The following is a 16,326-nucleotide window of genomic DNA, read 5'->3' on the forward strand; positions in this document are numbered from 1 at the left end:
TCCAGCGCCGGGCATGGCCCGGCGCTACCGGGGCAAGAGCGGCGGCGGGTACAGGCGGCCCTGCCGCAGCGGGCGGAAGTAGTCGGCGTTGCCATGGAAGGCGGCGTCCTGCTGCGGGTGCCAGCCGGGGATTCCGGCCAGTGGCAGCGGGCGCAGCTGCAGCGGATCGGTCACCGTCGCGCCCTGCTCGATCGCCCGGGCCACGGTCTCGATGCAGGCACCCTCATCATCGCCGCGCACCACCACGCACTTGCCGACCAGCAGGCGCCCCGGCAGCAACGCCTGTTCCATCAGTGCATGGCCGAACACCGCGGCGATGGTGATGCGACCGGCCTGCCAGTGCGGCGGCGCGAACAGCATCGGCCAGTCGTGGGCGTCCCACGCAGCGATCAGCGCATCGTCCTGGACGCACACGATCACGCCGGTCTCGTCGAACTGGGTCAGCGCCGCCTGCGCGCGATTGCGTTGACCGGTTGGCATCGTGGCGACATGCAGGCATTGCCGCCTGTTGAGCACGTGCTTCAGCTGCGGGTGACACGCCCACACCAGTGCATTGAACAGATCGTGCCAGCTCGCCGCACGGGTGGCGATACGCCCCTGCGCGATGCGCACTTCGTAGTGCAGGCCATCGGCCAGCAACGCCGCATCCTGCTCGACCAGTCGCCGCCCGCGCAACGCCAGCCGCGCATCCAGCTCGGCAACGGTCGGCCAGCGGTCGCCGGACAGAAGATCGCGGAAGGCACGCACCCGGGCAAACAGCGGATGATCGAACACCGCCGGGTCCACCGCCGCGCGCGGCGGCGGCACGAATCGCCGAGGGCTGCCAGCGTGGCCGGCAGCACCCTCGGCCATGATCAGAGCACCTTCAGGTCGAAGGCCGGGCGCGTGGTCGGCGGCAGCGCGTCGCCATACAGATCGTGTTCGTCGCTCTCGGTGATTTCCACGTTGATGAATTCGCCTACGCGCAGCGGCACCTGGTCGGCATTCTGGATATGCACCAGTCCATCGATTTCCGGTGCATCGGCCCTGGAACGGGCCACGGCGATGTCACCTTCGATGGCATCGACCAGGCACTGCTGCACCGTGCCGATCTTGGCCTCCAGACGTGCGGCCGAGATCTGTGCCTGCTTTTCCATGAAGCGCGCCAGGCGCTCCTGCTTCACCTCTTCCGGGACAGGGTCCGGAAGAGCGTTGGCGGTAGCACCCTCGACCGGCGAATACGCGAACGCACCCACGCGGTCCAGCTGCGCCTCATCGAGGAACGACAGCAGCTCCTCGAACTCCGCTTCGGTCTCGCCCGGGAAACCGACGATGAAGGTCGAACGCACGGTGATGTCCGGCGCGATGCGACGCCAGTTCTGCACGCGCTCCAGCGTCTTCTCCACCGCACCGGGGCGCTTCATCAGTCGCAGGATACGCGGGCTGGCGTGCTGGAACGGAATGTCCAGGTACGGCAGGATGCGGTTCTCGGCCATCAGCGGCACCACGTCATCCACGTGCGGGTACGGGTACACGTAGTGCATGCGCACCCACGCGTCCAGCTCGGACAGGCCCTCGCACAGCGCCTTCAGGCGGGTCTGGTAGGCCTTGTCGCGCCACATCTTCTCGGCGTACTTCACGTCCACGCCGTAAGCGGAGGTGTCCTGCGATACCACCAGCAGCTCACGCACACCGCCCCGGACCAGGCGCTCGGCTTCGCGCAGCACTTCATCGACCGGGCGCGAGACCAGCTTGCCGCGCATCGACGGAATGATGCAGAAACTGCACGCGTGGTTGCAGCCTTCGGAAATCTTCAGATAGGCGTAGTGGCGCGGGGTCAGCTTGATGCCGTAGTCGGGCACCAGGTCCACGAACGGATCATGCCGGGGCGGTAGCGCCTCATGCACCGCCTCCATCACGCTCTGGTAGTCCTGCGGGCCGGACACCGCCAGCACGTTCGGGTACGCCTCACGGATCTGTTCGGGGCGCTTGCCCAGGCAGCCGGTGACGATGACCTTGCCGTTCTGGTTCATCGCCTCGCCGATGGCGTCCAGCGACTCCGTCACCGCCGAGTCGATGAAGCCGCAGGTGTTGACCACCACCACGTCGGCCGAGTCATAGGACGGGACGATGTCGTATCCCTCCGACCGCAGCTGGGTCAGGATGCGCTCGGAATCGACAAGGGCCTTCGGGCAGCCAAGGCTGACGAAGCCGACTTTGGGGTTCAGCTGGGACATGGAATCGCGGGACTCTGGGGGCCTGGGCCCCTGCCGGAGTGGCAGGGGTTCCTGGGGGCCGGGGCCTGAAAGGGCGCCAGTATACCGGGGTTGAGGGCCGCGCTCTGAACGGCCCCGGGGTGTACTGAGGGGAGCGCCCCGGATTCTGCCCCACGTGCCATCTCCATCAGCGGGGTACCCGTGAACGCGTCAAGGCCCCCGGCGGCTTGAGCTGGAGCTCCGGCTCGACCCGGCGGAACGCGCTGCGAAGGCTCGACGCTCACGGAGCGGCAATCGTCTCACGGTCCACCGTCGCCACGGCCGCACGGGAGCGTTGATTGCGACATCAATAGACGTTGATTGGTCCGTTGTTTGTTGGGCCCGCGTATTCATCGCTCGCGGAGGTCATGCAGCGCCTGTAGATTTCCCTGCCAACGAATTCTCGAAACGAGCAGTTACCACCGAATTGAAATTGACTCCGATTGGCGCACTCCCACTGGGCGCCAATGCAAAGACGTAGTACCCCGCCTTGGGCTGCGTCATGTCGCTGGAGGCTGGATTCGAATCCTCCGCCGGATCTGAATCACCCTCACAGGACCAACCAACGACGGCCGACTCGCCAGATATCACGGTTTCGCCATGGCGCGCCTTGGAGTTCATGACTTCGCAGGCGGCCTGGTGGTAGAGCTTTGTGGCTTCATTCTGATCATCGTAACGATATACAAAACCGCCCTTTCCATCCTTGAAAAGGCGCACCTGGACAGCCACGTCGCCGCCTTCGAAATCAGAAAGGCGCACCGTCCGCTCAACCCACTGCCTGCCATCCGATGACGCCATCTGGCGGTCCTGGTACGACGATTGGTTGGCCATAGCCACCGTGTGCATTGTTGCCATCCCCAATGCACACAGAAGGCGGAATTCCTTTTTCATTTCACGAAACTCCATTTATCGGGCGCCTGCGCCTTCACGCCGCGCCCCGGAAACATGCCGAGTTATGATCAGCCCCATATCGCCCCTCCAGACTGGAGTTCCGCGAACGAAATGCTATCTGCTCGCCCTCTTGGCTTCAGCAGGTGCTTTACTGAATCTACTGTCAGAGCCAGGCCGGATCAGATGTCAGAATCCCTGGCAGGATCGTCCGCGACGCATTCGGTCAAGTCGCGATCCGACGTCGCTCGATGCATCAGCCGCCCGATCACGCACAGCCGCAGACGCCGCGCTAACCCGCCCAGCGCCGACAATGCAGGCCTGTCCACTGCTATGAGGAACCCGACGATGTCCGAATGGATCACCCTGGATACGCATCATGGCCCGGTCCGGGCCTGGCAGGCCCTGCCGGCGGGCACGCCGCGTGGCGGCCTGGTGGTCGTGCAGGAGATCTTCGGCGCCAATCCGCACATCCGTGGCGTGGCCGAGCGCTTCGCCGCCGAAGGCTATGCCGTGCTGGCGCCGTCGTTCTTCGACCTGGTCGATGGCCCGGACGCCGACCCCGATGCCCTGCCCTATGACCCTGAAGGGGTGAAACAGGGCCTGGAACGGGTAAGTGCGCTGGGCATTGAACGGGCACTGGAAGTGGTGCGCGCCGCAGCAACCCGGCTTGCCCCCTTCGGCAAGGTCGGCACGGTCGGCTACTGCTGGGGCGGAACGGTGGCGATGCTGTCCGCGCTGCGCCTCGGCCTGCCCTCGGTGAGCTATTACGGCGCACGCAACGTGCAGTATCTGGACGAGACACCGAAGGCGCCGGTGATCTTCCACTTCGGCGCGCAGGACCGCAGCATCCCACCTGAGGCCGTGGAGGCGCATCGCCAGAAGCTGCCGCAGATGGCGACCTATGTCTACCCGGCCGACCATGCCTTCAACCGCGAGGTCGGACATGCGTATGATCCAGACAGCGCCACCCTGGCGCTGCAACGCACCCTGGACTTCTTCACGGAGCATCTTGGATGAGCGATTTCGAACTTGATTCCCGCCTGGCCACCGACAGCGTTCTGGTGGCGCAAGGCCCGCTGTCGCAAGTGCGGTTGATGAACGACGAACGGTTTCCCTGGCTGATCCTGGTGCCGCGTCTGGCCGGGGTAACGGAGTGGATAGAACTGGACGGCGACCAGCAGGACAAGCTGCGCACCGAACTCAACCGCGCCTGCAAGGCCCTGAAGGGCTCCGACGGGGTGGAGAAGATCAACATCGGCGCATTGGGCAACATCGTGCGCCAGCTGCATTTCCACGTGATCGGCCGCCACGACGGCGATCCGGCGTGGCCGGGACCGGTGTGGGGCAGCGGTCCTGCGCACCGCTACGAACCGGACGCGCTGCAGCAGCATGTCGCCTACTGGAAGGAACGGCTAGGATATCCGGCCCACTCCTGAGACCGTGCCGACACGATGCGATTCAACCTCGTCGCCGCCATCCTGCTGATCCTGATCGGGCTGTTCATGCTTGCCAGCAACCTGGGCTGGACGCACCTGAACCTGTCCAAGCTGCTGCTGACCTGGTGGCCGGTGGCCCTGGTCGGCGTCGGCATCGCCATGCTGTTCGGCCGCGGCAAATAAGCGAAGGCGGCGCAAGCGCCGCCTTCGATCGAGCGACGCCGGGCATGACCCGGCGCTACCGGTCCGTCAGGTGCGCGGCAGGGTGACGCCGGTCTGGCCCTGGTACTTGCCACCACGGTCCTTGTAGGACGTTTCGCAGATATCATCGGCCGCCGCCTGGAAGAACAGCATCTGGGCCACGCCTTCGTTGGCGTAGATGCGCGCCGGCAGCGGCGTGGTGTTGCTGAACTCGAGGGTCACATGGCCTTCCCACTCCGGCTCGAGCGGAGTGACGTTGACGATGATGCCGCAACGCGCGTAGGTGCTCTTGCCCAGGCACACCACGAGGGTGTCGCGCGGAATGCGGAAATACTCCACGGTACGCGCCAGCGCGAAGCTGTTGGGCGGGATGATGCATTCGTCGGCGGTGATGTCGACGAAGCTGCCCGAATCGAAGTGCTTCGGGTCCACGATGGTCGAGTTGATGTTGGTGAACACCTTGAACTCGCGCGAGCAACGCACGTCGTAGCCGTAGCTGGAGGTACCGTAGCTGACGATGCGCTGGCCGTTGACCTGCTTCACCTGCCCGGCCTCGAACGGCTCGATCATGCCGTGCTGTTCGGACATGCGGCGGATCCAACGGTCACTCTTGATGCTCATGCTCTGTCCTGGGTGCGAGGGGGCGCGAGGATTCTAGCAGGGGGCCGGGCGCCACCGCCCTCCCCGCCCGGTCCCTACAGCAGCGACGACAGGATCGGGATCGAGGCACGCGGGCGCTTGCCCACTTCCTCGATGAGCCGCTGCGCGGCGTGGCGATAGGCCTGGGCCGGCAGGGAATCCGGCTGCGCGGCGGTGATCGGTGTGCCTGCGTCACCCTGCTCACGGATGCCGATCTGCAACGGCAGCGATCCCAGCAGCGGCACGCCGTACTGCGCCGCCATGCGCTCCCCGCCGCCCTCGCCGAACAGGTGCTCGACGTGGCCGCACTGGCTGCAGGTATGTACCGCCATGTTCTCGACGATGCCCAGCACCGGCACTTCGACCTTCTCGAACATCTTCAGTGCCTTCTTCGCATCCAGCGTGGCGATGTCCTGCGGCGTGGTGACGATCACCGCACCGGCCAGCGGAATCTTCTGGGTCAGCGTCAGCTGGATGTCACCGGTGCCGGGCGGCAGGTCGATCAACAGGAAGTCGAGGTCGTCCCACAGGGTGTCGTTGAACAGCTGGGTCATTGCCGAGGTCGCCATCGGCCCACGCCAGATCATCGGCGTGTCTTCCTCGATCAGGTAACCGATCGACATGGTGTCCACGCCGAAGGCACGCAGCGGTTCGATGCTCTTGTTGTCCGGGCTTTCCGGGCGGCCGGACAGGCCCAGCATGGCGGGAACGCTGGGGCCGTAGATGTCCGCATCGAGCACGCCCACCCGCGCGCCCAGCTGCTGCAGCGCCACCGCCAGATTGACGGCCGTGGTGGACTTGCCGACACCGCCCTTGCCCGAGCCCACCGCGATCACGTTGCGGATGCGCGCGTGCGGTGCCAGCCCCTTCTGCACCTGGCTTGCATGGGGACGACGGGTCGGACTGTTCACTGCGGGCTCCGGCGGAAAGTCAGGAAGGAGAACCCGACATCATACCGCCGGAGCCTCAAGGACCGGCGCGCAGGATCGCGTTGGTCGAAGATGTGGGCGCCGCGGAGAATTTTCGCTCCCTGTTCACCCCAGCCCCCCCCCCGTTAAGGAAGCAGACACGATTTGCGAAGGAACAGAAAAACCAGTTGAATCAATACACTGCGCGGTTTTCGACACGCCTTGATACGTTCCGACAGGAAATCGACCACAGAAAGATGACTGCGTTGTGAACGTTTGACACGCTTGGTTAATGGCGTGTTAATCTCGAGTCACTGGCTTGTGAAGCCGGTACCAGAACCGGGCGGCGGCACGCTGCCGATACCGGGGTAGGGGCACACGGAGACGCCCGCAAGGTCATGTCCCCGGTGTACGACGCAATCATTCGATTCAAGGGGATTTCAGATGATCAATCGCAAGTCGCTCGGCAGGAACCCGCTGAGCTTCGCCCTCGCCTCTGCCGTGCTGCTCGCCGCAGCCGCCCCGGCGATTGCCCAGGATGCGTCGGGCTCGACGCAGACGACACAGGACACGCCGCAGGAAGCGCCGAAGTCCAAGGCGACCAATCTGGACACAGTGACCGTCACCGGTTCGCGCATCAGTCGCGACGTGTTCAACTCGGTTTCGCCGGTGCAGGTCGTGACCCGTGAGGAGACCACCCTGGCGGGCTTCAACTCGACGGCCGCCGCGCTGCAGAGCAACAGCGTCACTGCCGGCAGCGCACAGATCAACAACTCCTTCGGCGGATACGTCACCAATGGCGGCCCGGGTGCCAACACCCTGTCGCTGCGTGGCCTGGGCGCTACCCGCACCCTGATCCTGCTCAACGGCCGCCGCGTTGCACCGGCGGGCTCGCGCGGCTCGGTCGGCTCGGCCGACCTGAACGTGCTGCCCAGCGCGATGGTCGACCGCGTGGAAATCCTGAAGGACGGTGCTTCGTCCATCTATGGTTCCGACGCCGTGGCCGGCGTGGTCAACATCATCACCCGCAAGAACGTGGACGGTGTTGAAGCCGAGTTCCAGCACAACGCCACCGAGGGCGGCGGCGGCGACGAAACCCGGTACTCGATCGTGTTCGGCAGCACCGGTGAGCGCTCGCACTTCTCTGGTTCGTACGAGAACTACCGTCGCAATGAGATGACCATTGGCGATCGCAGCTGGGCCAGCTGCCCGACCGATAACCTGCGCGACATGGACGTGGGCAACTACTTCGGCAGCGGCGACTACATCGATCCGACCACCGGTAAGCCGAAGTGCTTCACCCTCGATTCCGGCGGCGTGACCATCAACACCCTGGGCACCGCCACCTTTGGCGGGTTCAACCGCTGGCGTCCGAATCCGGCCGTCACCACCGGCCGCCTGCCGGGCTATGAGTCCGTCGGCTACTACGACCGCGACACCTACGATCCGGGCCTGCTGAAGGAATCGCTGGTGTCCCCGGCCGAAACCCACACCCTGTTCTTCCAGGGTGGCGTGGATCTGGGCGTGATGGGCGACGCCGAGTTCTACTACGAGTTCCTCGGCAACAAGCGCGACTCCACCCAGACCGGCTACCGCCAGCTGTCGTATGACTACTCGGTCGGCAATCCGCTGCTCGGTAACCTGTCCAACCTGCCGGCCTTCGCCCTGCCGACGGAAACGTCCAATGGCAAGAACGTAGCGGCCCGCACCTTCATCGGCTTCGGCAACGACCGCAGCAAGCAGTCGGTGGACTTCTTCCGCGCCACCGCTGGCGTGCGCGGCCGGCTCGGTTCGGAGTGGAACTATGACTTCATGGTCAGCCACGCCGACTCGGATGCCGATTACACCTTCAACTCGTTCCTGACCGACCGCCTGGCACAGAGCCTGGATGTTGTGTCCGACGGCGCAGGCGGCTTCAACTGCGTGAACCCGGCCAATGGCTGCGTTGCCGCACCGATGCTCAACGCACAGACCCTGGCCGGCAATCTGCCGTACGAGTGGAAGAACTTCGTCTATACCCCGGTCACCGGCAACACCAGCTACCAGGAATCGACCGCGAACCTGAACGTCAATGGTCCGCTGTTCGATCTGCCGGGCGGTACCGCCGCAGGCGCCTTTGGTGTCGAGTACCGCAAGGCCAAGATCGACGATACCCCGAGCATCCACTCGATCAACCGCAACCTGTACAACCTGACCAGCTCCGACCCGACCCGCGGCAGCGACTCGGTGTGGGAAGCCTACGGCGAAATCGAACTGCCGCTGCTGTCCGGCGTCACCGCTGCCGAAGAGCTGACCTTCAACGCCTCGGCCCGCTACACCGACTACCAGTCCTACGGATCGGACACCACCTGGAAGCTGGGTGGCCTGTGGACGCCGGTCAAGTGGCTGTCGCTGCGTGCTTCCTACGGCACCTCGTATCGTGCTCCGGCGCTGTTCGAACAGTTCCTGGGTGCCACCAGCGGCTTCCTGAACGCCTCCAGCGATCCCTGCAACAACTACGGCTCGCGCAATCCGACCAGCCCACGCTACATCAATTGCGCTTCTGAGGGCCTGCCCACCAGCTTCACCGCGACCAACTCGGTACGCGTGGACTCCATCGGTGGCGGCCTGGTCGGTGCCAACCTGAAGGCTGAAACCTCCGACGCATTCACCGTTGGCCTGGTGTTCCAGCCGGAGTTCGGCAGCGGCTTCGGTGATCTGTCCTTCGCCGTCGATTATTACGACATCGAAGTGGAGAACGGCGTTGCCCAGATGGGTGCCACCTACATCCTGAGCACCTGCTACAACGGCACCACCGGCGACTTCGCCGCCAACAACGGTCTGTGCCGTCTGATCAGCCGTTCGCCCAACAACACGCTGACGGTCCAGAACGGCTATGCCAACCTGGCCACCGACAAGGTGCGCGGCCTCGACTTCACGACCCGCTACGTGCGCGACATCGGTCCGGGCGAATTCCGCGCCAATGTGCAGGTCTCGCGGTTCCTGGAGCAGTCCGGCAAGGTGTTCGAGGACGATCCGCTGGTTGACTCCAACGGCCTGATCAACAACCCGAAGTTCACCGGCCAGCTCGACCTGACCTATCGTGTCAAGGAATGGCGCGTGCGCTATGGCCTGAACTGGGTGGACAACATGTCCAGCTACGCGTACTACGAGGAAGATCCCGCAACCTCGGCGTACAAGCTGGCCGTGCCGAACTACATCACCCAGGACTTCTCGGTGCAGTACACCGCCGACAAGTGGCAGGCCACTGCCGGCGTGCGCAACTTCGCCGACAAGGAACCGCCGACCATCAGCCCGGGCGCCGGCATCTACAACACCGTCGGCAACGCCCCGCTGTACAGTGGCTACGACTACTTCGGCCGTACGTTCTTCGTGAACCTCAGCAAGAAGTTCTGAGCCATGCGTCAACAGCCGCCGCCCGCAAGGGCGGCGGCTGCTTTTGGGGTGGGTGCAATGCCCGCCTTCCCATTGCACGGACACAGTGAGACGTCGCATGAAGCACTACCTGCTGCTGGCCGCGCTGGCCGTCGCCGCGCCGCTGCACCTCAACGCCAAACCCGCGGTCCCCACGATCGAACAACTGGCCGCCTTCCCGGATATTTCAAGCCTTTCCGTGTCGCCTGACGGCACGCAGATCGCCGGTCTGCAGGCCCGCGGCGAAGAGCGCGTGATCCTGGTCTGGAAGACCGATGATCTCAGCGCAGCACCGACCACGATCGGTGCGGGCCGCATGAAGTTCCAGAGCGTGGGCTTCATCAAGAACGGGCTGCTGGCAGTCACGCTGTGGCAGCCCTTCGACCTGCGCACCGACCGGGTCAACAAGACCTTCATCAGCAAGTTCTTCATCACCGATACCGAAGGCAAGCAGTGGAAGGAACCGATCAGCGTTCCGCGCGCCACCAGCCGCAACGAAGAACTGGAACAGGCGCTGTCCAATGCCACGGTGCTGGACACGCTGCCCAACGACCCCGACCACATCCTGGTGGTCAACGGCTCGGGCAGCAATTCCGGTGACGTCTACAAGGTCAACCTGCGCAGCTTCACGTCCCAGCGCATCCAGAAGACGGAAGAACGTGTCGCTGGCTACCTCACCGATCTGAACAGCGAACTGCGCGCACGCCTGCGCCAGGACGTGGACGGTACCGGCGCCTACGTCGCCACCGAGTTCCGCAACCCTGCCACCAACGCGTGGGAAGAACATTTCCGCTCGCACGTGAAGGACCGCGATATCACCCAGGTCGTCGGTTTCGCCGATGATCCGAACATCGCCTTCATCCAGAGCAACGTCGGACGCGACAAGACCATCATCTATGAGTACGACATTACGGCCCGCAAACAGAGGGAAGTACTGTTCGAGCACAAATTCTTCAATGCAGGCACCGTTCATGTGAACCGTTACAAGGACGTCGAGGGCGTGCCGTTCGGCGCACTGCTCGGCGTGACCTACAGTGGTCCGCGCGAGAACGAGGTTGAATGGACCCATCCGGTGTTCAAGGGCCTCAACCAGGGCGTCCGACAGGCCCTGGGCATCCAGTCCAGCGACGTCACCCTTGTCGATCCCGCAACGGGCCAGCGCGCGGTCACCCAGGCCGACACCGGCCGCGCGGTGCGCGTGATCGACTACAGCAAGGACCTGAAGACCTTTGTGCTGGCCGTCTCCGGGCCGGCGAACCCGCCGGAATACCACCTGTTGCGCAACGGCAAGCTGACCCTGCTGGCCAAGTCCTATCCGAAGATCGATCCGGCTGCGCTGGGCGATACCAGGCTGGTCTATTACAAGGCCCGCGATGGTCTGGATATTCCGGCGTTCCTGACCACACCGAACACCGAACTATGCGGTGCCGGCCCGTGGAAGGCGGTGGTGCATCCCCATGGTGGGCCGTGGGCGCGCGATGGCATGGACTTCGACGGTTCGATGTGGGTACCGCTGATGGCCTCACGCTGCATGGCGGTCCTGCGCCCGCAGTTCCGCGGTTCGGCCGACTGGAGCCGCAAGCTGTGGATGGCCGGTGACGCCGAGTGGGGCCAGAAGATGCAGGATGACAAGGACGACGGCGCCAAGTGGATGATCGAGCAGAAGATCGCCCAGCCTGGCCACATCGCCATGTTCGGCTTCTCCTACGGTGGTTATTCCGCGTTCGCCGCCTCGGTCCGCCCCAATGGGTTGTACAAATGTGCCATCGCCGGTGCTGGCGTCTCGGACATCAAGAAGATCTGGGCACGCTTCTATACCAACCCGTTCTTCCGCCAGGCGCAGTCCAAGACCGTTGACGGCCTGAATCCACTGGACAAGGCCGGCGAGATGAAGATCCCGCTGATGGTCTACCACGGTGACCGCGACCGTACGGTGCCGATCGAGCAGTCGGAGTGGTTCGTTAACAAGGCCAAGAATTCAGGACAGCCGATCGAATTCCACGCCATCGCCGACTACGCGCATGGCCCCGCCTGGACCCGAGCGATCATGGGCGACCAGCTCAAGTTGATCGACGACTACCTGACCAAAGGCTGCGGCGGCGGCGGCCTGTAAGCCCCGTCGCTGCCAGGCAAGGGCGCCCACGGGCGCCCTTGCCCGTTCTGGCCCTTGCACCCGCCCATGACCTTCGACACCCTTGCGGGGTAGGCTGGCGGCGTATCGTTCGGCCCACGGCCGTCCCCGCGGCTCTTCCCTGACTCACTCGGCCTGGAGGCCAAACATAGTGATCACGCGTACTCCCAAGATCGTGCTGCTCAGCCTGGCCGTGTCGGCCGTGCTGGCCGGCTGTGGCAAGAACGAAACCCCGGCCAAGGAGGCCGCCGCGCCTGCCCCGGCCGCCGCCGAAGCCACCACCTACACCCTGGATGAGAGCAAGCTGCCGGCCTATAACGCCTTCCAGCCTAGCGATCTGGACACCAACCTGGACGCCTGCACCGCATTCGGCGACTACGTCAACAGCAAGTGGCTGGCCGCCAACGAGATTCCCGGCGACCGCACCAGCTGGGGCGCGTTCACCATCCTCGACGAGCGTTCGGTGGCAGTGCAGCACCAGCTGGCCGAGCAGGTCGCGCAGGTCAAGAACCCGAGCCACATCGAGAAGATCGTCGGCGACCTGTGGGCCACCGGCATGGATGAGGCCAAGATCAACGCCCAGGGCATCGAGCCGCTGAAGGCCGACCTGGCCGCCATCGACGGCCTGCAGGACAAGGCCGCCATCGCCGACTACCTGCGCACCAGCGCAGCCAAGGGCGAGAACGTGCTGTTCGGCTTCGGCGCCGAGGCCGACTTCAAGAACTCGACCATGAACCTGGCCTACGCCAGCCAGGGCGGCCTGGGCCTGCCTGACAGCACGTACTACACCGACGCCAAGAACGCCGACAAGCTCAAGGCCTACCAGGCGCACGTCGCCAAGGTGCTGGAACTGTCCGGCGTCCCGGCAGCCGACGCCGCCAAGCAGGCTGAGGACGTGGTCAAGTTCGAGACCCGCCTGGCCAAGGCATCCAAGTCGCGCGTCGAACTGTCGCGCAATGTGGAGCTGTACTACAACCCGGTCACCCTGGCTGACGCCGACAAGCTGACCCCGAACTTCAGCTGGACCGAGTTCTTCAAGTCGCAGGGCGTTGCTGCGCCGGAGAAGTTCTCGCTGGCGATGCCGGCCTTCCATGAGGAAGTGAGCAAGGCGCTGGGCGACACCGACCCGTCGGTCTGGCGCGCCTACCTGCGCTTCCACACCGTCGATGGCGCCTCGCCGTACCTGGCCGATGCCTTCGTCCAGGAGAACTACGCGTTCTACGGCAAGACCCTCAACGGCCAGAAGGAACAGAAGCCGCGTTGGAAGCGCGTGCTGGGCACCATCGAGAACGATGCCGGCGAAGCGTTCGGCCAGCTGTACGTGAAGGTTGCCTTCTCGCCGGAAGCCAAGGCGAAGATGGAAGAACTGGTGAAGAACCTGGCTGCCTCGCTGAAGGAACGCATCCAGGGCCTGAGCTGGATGAGCGAGGAAACCAAGGCCAAGGCCATCGCGAAGTGGGAAACCTTCACTCCGAAGATCGGCTACCCGGACAAGTGGCGTGACTGGTCGGGCCTGCAGACCCAGCGCGACAGCTACCTGGCCAACGTGCGTGCGGCCAATGAGTTCAACTACAAGTTCAACCTGTCCAAGATCGGCAAGCCGGTGGACAAGACCGAGTGGGGCATGACCCCGCAGACGGTCAACGCCTACTACAACCCGCTGCAGAACGAGATCGTGTTCCCGGCCGCCATCCTGCAGCCGCCGTTCTTCGATCCGAAGGCAGACGATGCGCTGAACTACGGTGGCATCGGTGCGGTGATCGGCCATGAGATGACCCATGGCTACGACGATCAGGGCGCGCGCTTCGGGCCGACCGGCAACATGGAAGACTGGTGGACGCCGGCCGACAAGAAGAACTTCGAAGGCCTGACCGGCAAGCTGGTCAAGCAGTTCGACCAGTACAAGGTTGACGGCCAGGCCGTGAACGGCCACCTGACCCTGGGCGAGAACATCGCCGACCTGGGTGGCCTGGCCACGGCCTACGATGCGCTGCAGAAGGCCTCGGCCGGCAAGGAAGATCCGAAGGTCGACGGCTTCACCCGCGATCAGCGCTTCTTCTTCAACTGGGCCACCGTGTGGCGTACCAAGTACACCCCGGAAAACGCCAAGGTCCGCCTGGCCACCGATCCGCACGCCCCGGCGCAGTTCCGCGCGATGGGCGCGCCCTCGAACCTGCCGACCTTCGCGGCCGCGTTCCAGTGCAAGGCCGGTGCACCGATGGCGCGCAGCGGCGAGCAGCAGGTGGTGATCTGGTAAGCCACGGCTGACGCCAAGGCAGACCTGCAAGGGCCCGGGATCTCCCGGGCCCTTGTTTTTGCGCGACCCGCCACGGCCGCCAGGCATACCGTGATACGTGCATGCTGCGCCCATGCGCGGCTTGCTATAGTGCGCCCGCCCTCAATCCATCATGGATTCGTTCTACATGCCCAATTTCCGTCCGCTTGCCATCGCCCTGGGCATCAGCCTGGCGACCCTGGTCCCGAGCCATGATGCGTTCGCCGCAAAGAAAAAGGCCGCCCGCGCCCCGGCCGTCAGTGCCCAGTGCAGCGACTTCTACGGCGCCACCAACGCTGGCTGGCTGAAGGCCAACCCGGTACCTCAGACCGGAGCCACTACCGCGCTGGGCCAGCTGGTCGAGCGCAGCAGGCAGCAACAGCGCGAACTGCTCGATGCGGCCATGACGTCGCCGCAGGGCAACGTGCAGAAGCTGCTGGGCGACTTCTGGGCCAGCGGCCTGGACGAGGCGGCGGTGGAAGCCGATGGCTCCAATCCGATCGCGCCGCTGCTGACCCGCATCAATGCGATCAAGAAATCCAAGGATGTGCCGGCGTCGATCGCTGCACTGCATCAGGTCGGCATCCCGGTCGCCTTCAACTTCGGTCCGGACGTCGACCTGAAGGCACTGGACCGTCATATCGGCTACTTCATGCAGGGCGGCATGGGCCTGCCGGATCCGGCGTTCTATACCCGCACCGATGCCGATACCGTGGCGCTGATGGGCCGCTACCGCACCTACGTCAAGCAGATCCTGGCACTGACCGGTACGCCGGCAGCCAAGCTCGATGCGGAGTCGCAGGCGGTGATCGCGCTGGAAACCGAGCTGGCGCGCAATGCACAGTCGCTGGCCGGCATCAACAACCCGTTCAACAACTACGCGCCGATCTCCACCAAGGAACTCAACAGCCGCTACCGCAACCTGCAGCTGGAGGCGTTCCTGAAAGTACAGGGTGTGAACGACGATCTGGTATCGCTGGCCGACCCGGGCCTGTTCCAGCAGCTGGATGGCATGGTCACCAAGCTCAAGCCGGACCAGTGGAAGGCCTACCTGCGCTGGCGCGTGGGCGACTCGATGGCGCCGTACCTGTCCAAGGCCTACCGGGACGCCGAGTTTGAGTTCCGCGGCCGCGTACTGCGCGGGCAGACGCTGCCGCCGCAGCGCTGGGAAGCGGTGCTCGATGCCATCAATGTGGCGGCCGGTCCGATGGTCGGCCGCGAGTACGCTGCCCGCCATCTCTCGGCCGAGGACCGCCGGCAGGCGGCATGGATCGTCGACAAGGTCCGCGAGGTGCAGATCGAGGCCGTCAGGAACAGCACGTGGATGAGTGCCGAAGCCAAGGCTGAAGCACAGGCCAAGCTGGCGGCGCTGAAGATCGAGATCGGCACCCCGCTGCGCGACCTCGACTACACCGTGCAGCCGATGGGCCGCGGCTCGTTCGGTGGCAACATGCTGATCGCCTCGACCTGGCGCCATCGCGAGGAGATGAAGCGCATCGGCAAGGGCAATGCCGACCGTCGCTGGGACGTGCTGCCGCAACAGCCGTCGCTGGCCTATGACCTGGCGCAGAACCGCCTGATCGTCACCGCGGCCATCCTGCAGGGCCCGGTGTTCAACGCCAAGGCCGACAGCGCCGACAAGTTCGGCAGCTTCGGCGGCCTGGTCGGCCACGAGCTGACCCGTGCCATCGATGCCAAGGGCGCGCTGGTCGATGCCAAGGGCGAACTGCGCAGCTGGTGGACGCCGGCCGACAAGACGGCCTGGACCCTGCTCGGCAGCCGCGTGGCCGCCCAGTACGGCGCCTATGAGTTCCCGGGCGTGAAGGGCGCCAAGGTCAATGGCACGTTGACCCAGGAAGAGAACCTGGCCGACATCGCCGGCCTGGAACTGGCCTGGGCGGCCTACACCGCACAGGAGCCGAAGGCCAAGCCGGCCCAGCAGCAGGGCTTCTTCCGTGCCTGGGCCGCGTTGTGGGCGCAGCAGCTGTCGCCCAACGAAGCCGCACGCCGCCTGACCGCCGACATCCGCGCGCCGGGCATGTGGCGCACCAACGGCACGCTGGCCAACCTCCCGGCGTTCGGCGCCACCTTCAGCTGCAAGGCCGGCCAGCCGATGCAGCGCAGCGATGCCGAGCAGATCAAGGTCTGGCGCTGAGCCAGCCGGCCGTGACACGAAGGGCGCCCTCGGGCGCCCTTT

General features: G+C 65.0%; 12 protein-coding genes. 7 read left to right on the forward strand and 5 right to left on the reverse strand.

Going from position 1 to position 16,326, the window contains the following annotated elements:
- Positions 1-24 precede the first annotated feature (24 nt).
- From ABE543_RS10905 to ABE543_RS10915, 3 genes are all read right to left on the reverse strand, one after another.
- Positions 25-852: a DUF3025 domain-containing protein gene (locus tag ABE543_RS10905; RefSeq protein ID WP_346475676.1), complete on the reverse strand. Its 828-nt coding sequence runs from the start codon at positions 850-852 to the stop codon at positions 25-27.
- Between the two features lie 2 nt (positions 853-854).
- On the reverse strand, positions 855-2,216 hold the full coding sequence (gene rimO / locus ABE543_RS10910) for a 30S ribosomal protein S12 methylthiotransferase RimO (protein ID WP_053516842.1): 1,362 nt from the start codon (positions 2,214-2,216) through the stop codon (positions 855-857).
- A gap of 384 nt (positions 2,217-2,600) precedes the next feature.
- A complete protein-coding gene (locus ABE543_RS10915) occupies positions 2,601-3,125 on the reverse strand; it encodes a hypothetical protein (protein ID WP_346475677.1) in 525 nt (174 codons plus the stop codon).
- Positions 3,126-3,470: 345 nt separating this feature from the next.
- On the opposite strand from ABE543_RS10915, the gene ABE543_RS10920 reads away from it, so the two are divergent.
- From ABE543_RS10920 to ABE543_RS10930, 3 genes are read left to right on the forward strand one after another with little or no spacing between them, the layout of a single operon-like run.
- Positions 3,471-4,142, forward strand: coding sequence for a dienelactone hydrolase family protein (locus tag ABE543_RS10920; RefSeq protein WP_065174892.1), 672 nt, complete (start codon positions 3,471-3,473; stop codon positions 4,140-4,142).
- Entirely contained in the window at positions 4,139-4,561 is a 423-nt protein-coding gene (locus tag ABE543_RS10925; protein ID WP_053516834.1) for an HIT family protein, read from the forward strand. The genes ABE543_RS10920 and ABE543_RS10925 overlap by 4 nt, the downstream gene beginning before the upstream one ends.
- Before the next feature lie 15 nt (positions 4,562-4,576).
- Entirely contained in the window at positions 4,577-4,744 is a 168-nt protein-coding gene (locus tag ABE543_RS10930) for a DUF5668 domain-containing protein (RefSeq protein WP_005410498.1), read from the forward strand.
- A 66-nt stretch (positions 4,745-4,810) separates the two neighbouring features.
- Here the strand turns inward: ABE543_RS10930 and dcd are convergent, their stop codons facing one another.
- A complete protein-coding gene (dcd, locus tag ABE543_RS10935; RefSeq protein ID WP_065174891.1) occupies positions 4,811-5,383 on the reverse strand; it encodes a dCTP deaminase in 573 nt (190 codons plus the stop codon).
- Positions 5,384-5,457: 74 nt separating this feature from the next.
- Complete coding sequence (apbC, locus tag ABE543_RS10940; RefSeq protein WP_053516830.1) at positions 5,458-6,312, reverse strand: iron-sulfur cluster carrier protein ApbC; 855 nt, start codon at positions 6,310-6,312, stop codon at positions 5,458-5,460.
- Positions 6,313-6,753: 441 nt separating this feature from the next.
- Between apbC and ABE543_RS10945 the strand changes: the two genes are divergently transcribed.
- The 4 genes from ABE543_RS10945 (at position 6,754) to ABE543_RS10960 (ending at position 16,284) form a co-directional block, all read left to right on the forward strand.
- The gene (locus ABE543_RS10945) at positions 6,754-9,705 is read left to right on the forward strand and encodes a TonB-dependent receptor (protein ID WP_053516828.1); all 2,952 of its coding nucleotides are present in this window, start codon (positions 6,754-6,756) and stop codon (positions 9,703-9,705) included.
- 97 nt (positions 9,706-9,802) lie between these two features.
- On the forward strand, positions 9,803-11,836 hold the full coding sequence (locus ABE543_RS10950; protein ID WP_053516826.1) for a prolyl oligopeptidase family serine peptidase: 2,034 nt from the start codon (positions 9,803-9,805) through the stop codon (positions 11,834-11,836).
- Positions 11,837-12,008: 172 nt separating this feature from the next.
- Positions 12,009-14,111: a M13-type metalloendopeptidase gene (locus ABE543_RS10955; RefSeq protein WP_180876129.1), complete on the forward strand. Its 2,103-nt coding sequence runs from the start codon at positions 12,009-12,011 to the stop codon at positions 14,109-14,111.
- A 166-nt stretch (positions 14,112-14,277) separates the two neighbouring features.
- Positions 14,278-16,284 carry a M13 family metallopeptidase gene (locus ABE543_RS10960; protein ID WP_053516862.1) on the forward strand — a complete coding sequence of 669 codons (2,007 nt, stop codon included), beginning with the start codon at positions 14,278-14,280 and terminating at the stop codon, positions 16,282-16,284.
- Positions 16,285-16,326 lie beyond the last annotated feature (42 nt).

The sequence above is a fragment of the Stenotrophomonas sp. TWI169 genome (assembly GCF_039674705.1).
In the GTDB taxonomy this organism is placed as follows: Bacteria; Pseudomonadota; Gammaproteobacteria; order Xanthomonadales; family Xanthomonadaceae; genus Stenotrophomonas; species Stenotrophomonas maltophilia_P.

What these genes read in the sequence shown, in the direction of transcription:
- ABE543_RS10930 (WP_005410498.1), top strand. Translation starts at nt 4,577, where the DNA reads ATGCGATTCAACCTCGTCGCCGCCATCCTGCTGATCCTGATCGGGCTG.
- ABE543_RS10950 (WP_053516826.1), top strand. Translation starts at nt 9,803, where the DNA reads ATGAAGCACTACCTGCTGCTGGCCGCGCTGGCCGTCGCCGCGCCGCTG.
- ABE543_RS10920 (WP_065174892.1), top strand. Translation starts at nt 3,471, where the DNA reads ATGTCCGAATGGATCACCCTGGATACGCATCATGGCCCGGTCCGGGCC.
- ABE543_RS10945 (WP_053516828.1), top strand. Translation starts at nt 6,754, where the DNA reads ATGATCAATCGCAAGTCGCTCGGCAGGAACCCGCTGAGCTTCGCCCTC.
- rimO (WP_053516842.1), bottom strand. Translation starts at nt 2,216, where the DNA reads ATGTCCCAGCTGAACCCCAAAGTCGGCTTCGTCAGCCTTGGCTGCCCG.
- ABE543_RS10960 (WP_053516862.1), top strand. Translation starts at nt 14,278, where the DNA reads ATGCCCAATTTCCGTCCGCTTGCCATCGCCCTGGGCATCAGCCTGGCG.
- dcd (WP_065174891.1), bottom strand. Translation starts at nt 5,383, where the DNA reads ATGAGCATCAAGAGTGACCGTTGGATCCGCCGCATGTCCGAACAGCAC.
- ABE543_RS10915 (WP_346475677.1), bottom strand. Translation starts at nt 3,125, where the DNA reads ATGAAAAAGGAATTCCGCCTTCTGTGTGCATTGGGGATGGCAACAATG.
- ABE543_RS10925 (WP_053516834.1), top strand. Translation starts at nt 4,139, where the DNA reads ATGAGCGATTTCGAACTTGATTCCCGCCTGGCCACCGACAGCGTTCTG.
- ABE543_RS10905 (WP_346475676.1), bottom strand. Translation starts at nt 852, where the DNA reads ATGGCCGAGGGTGCTGCCGGCCACGCTGGCAGCCCTCGGCGATTCGTG.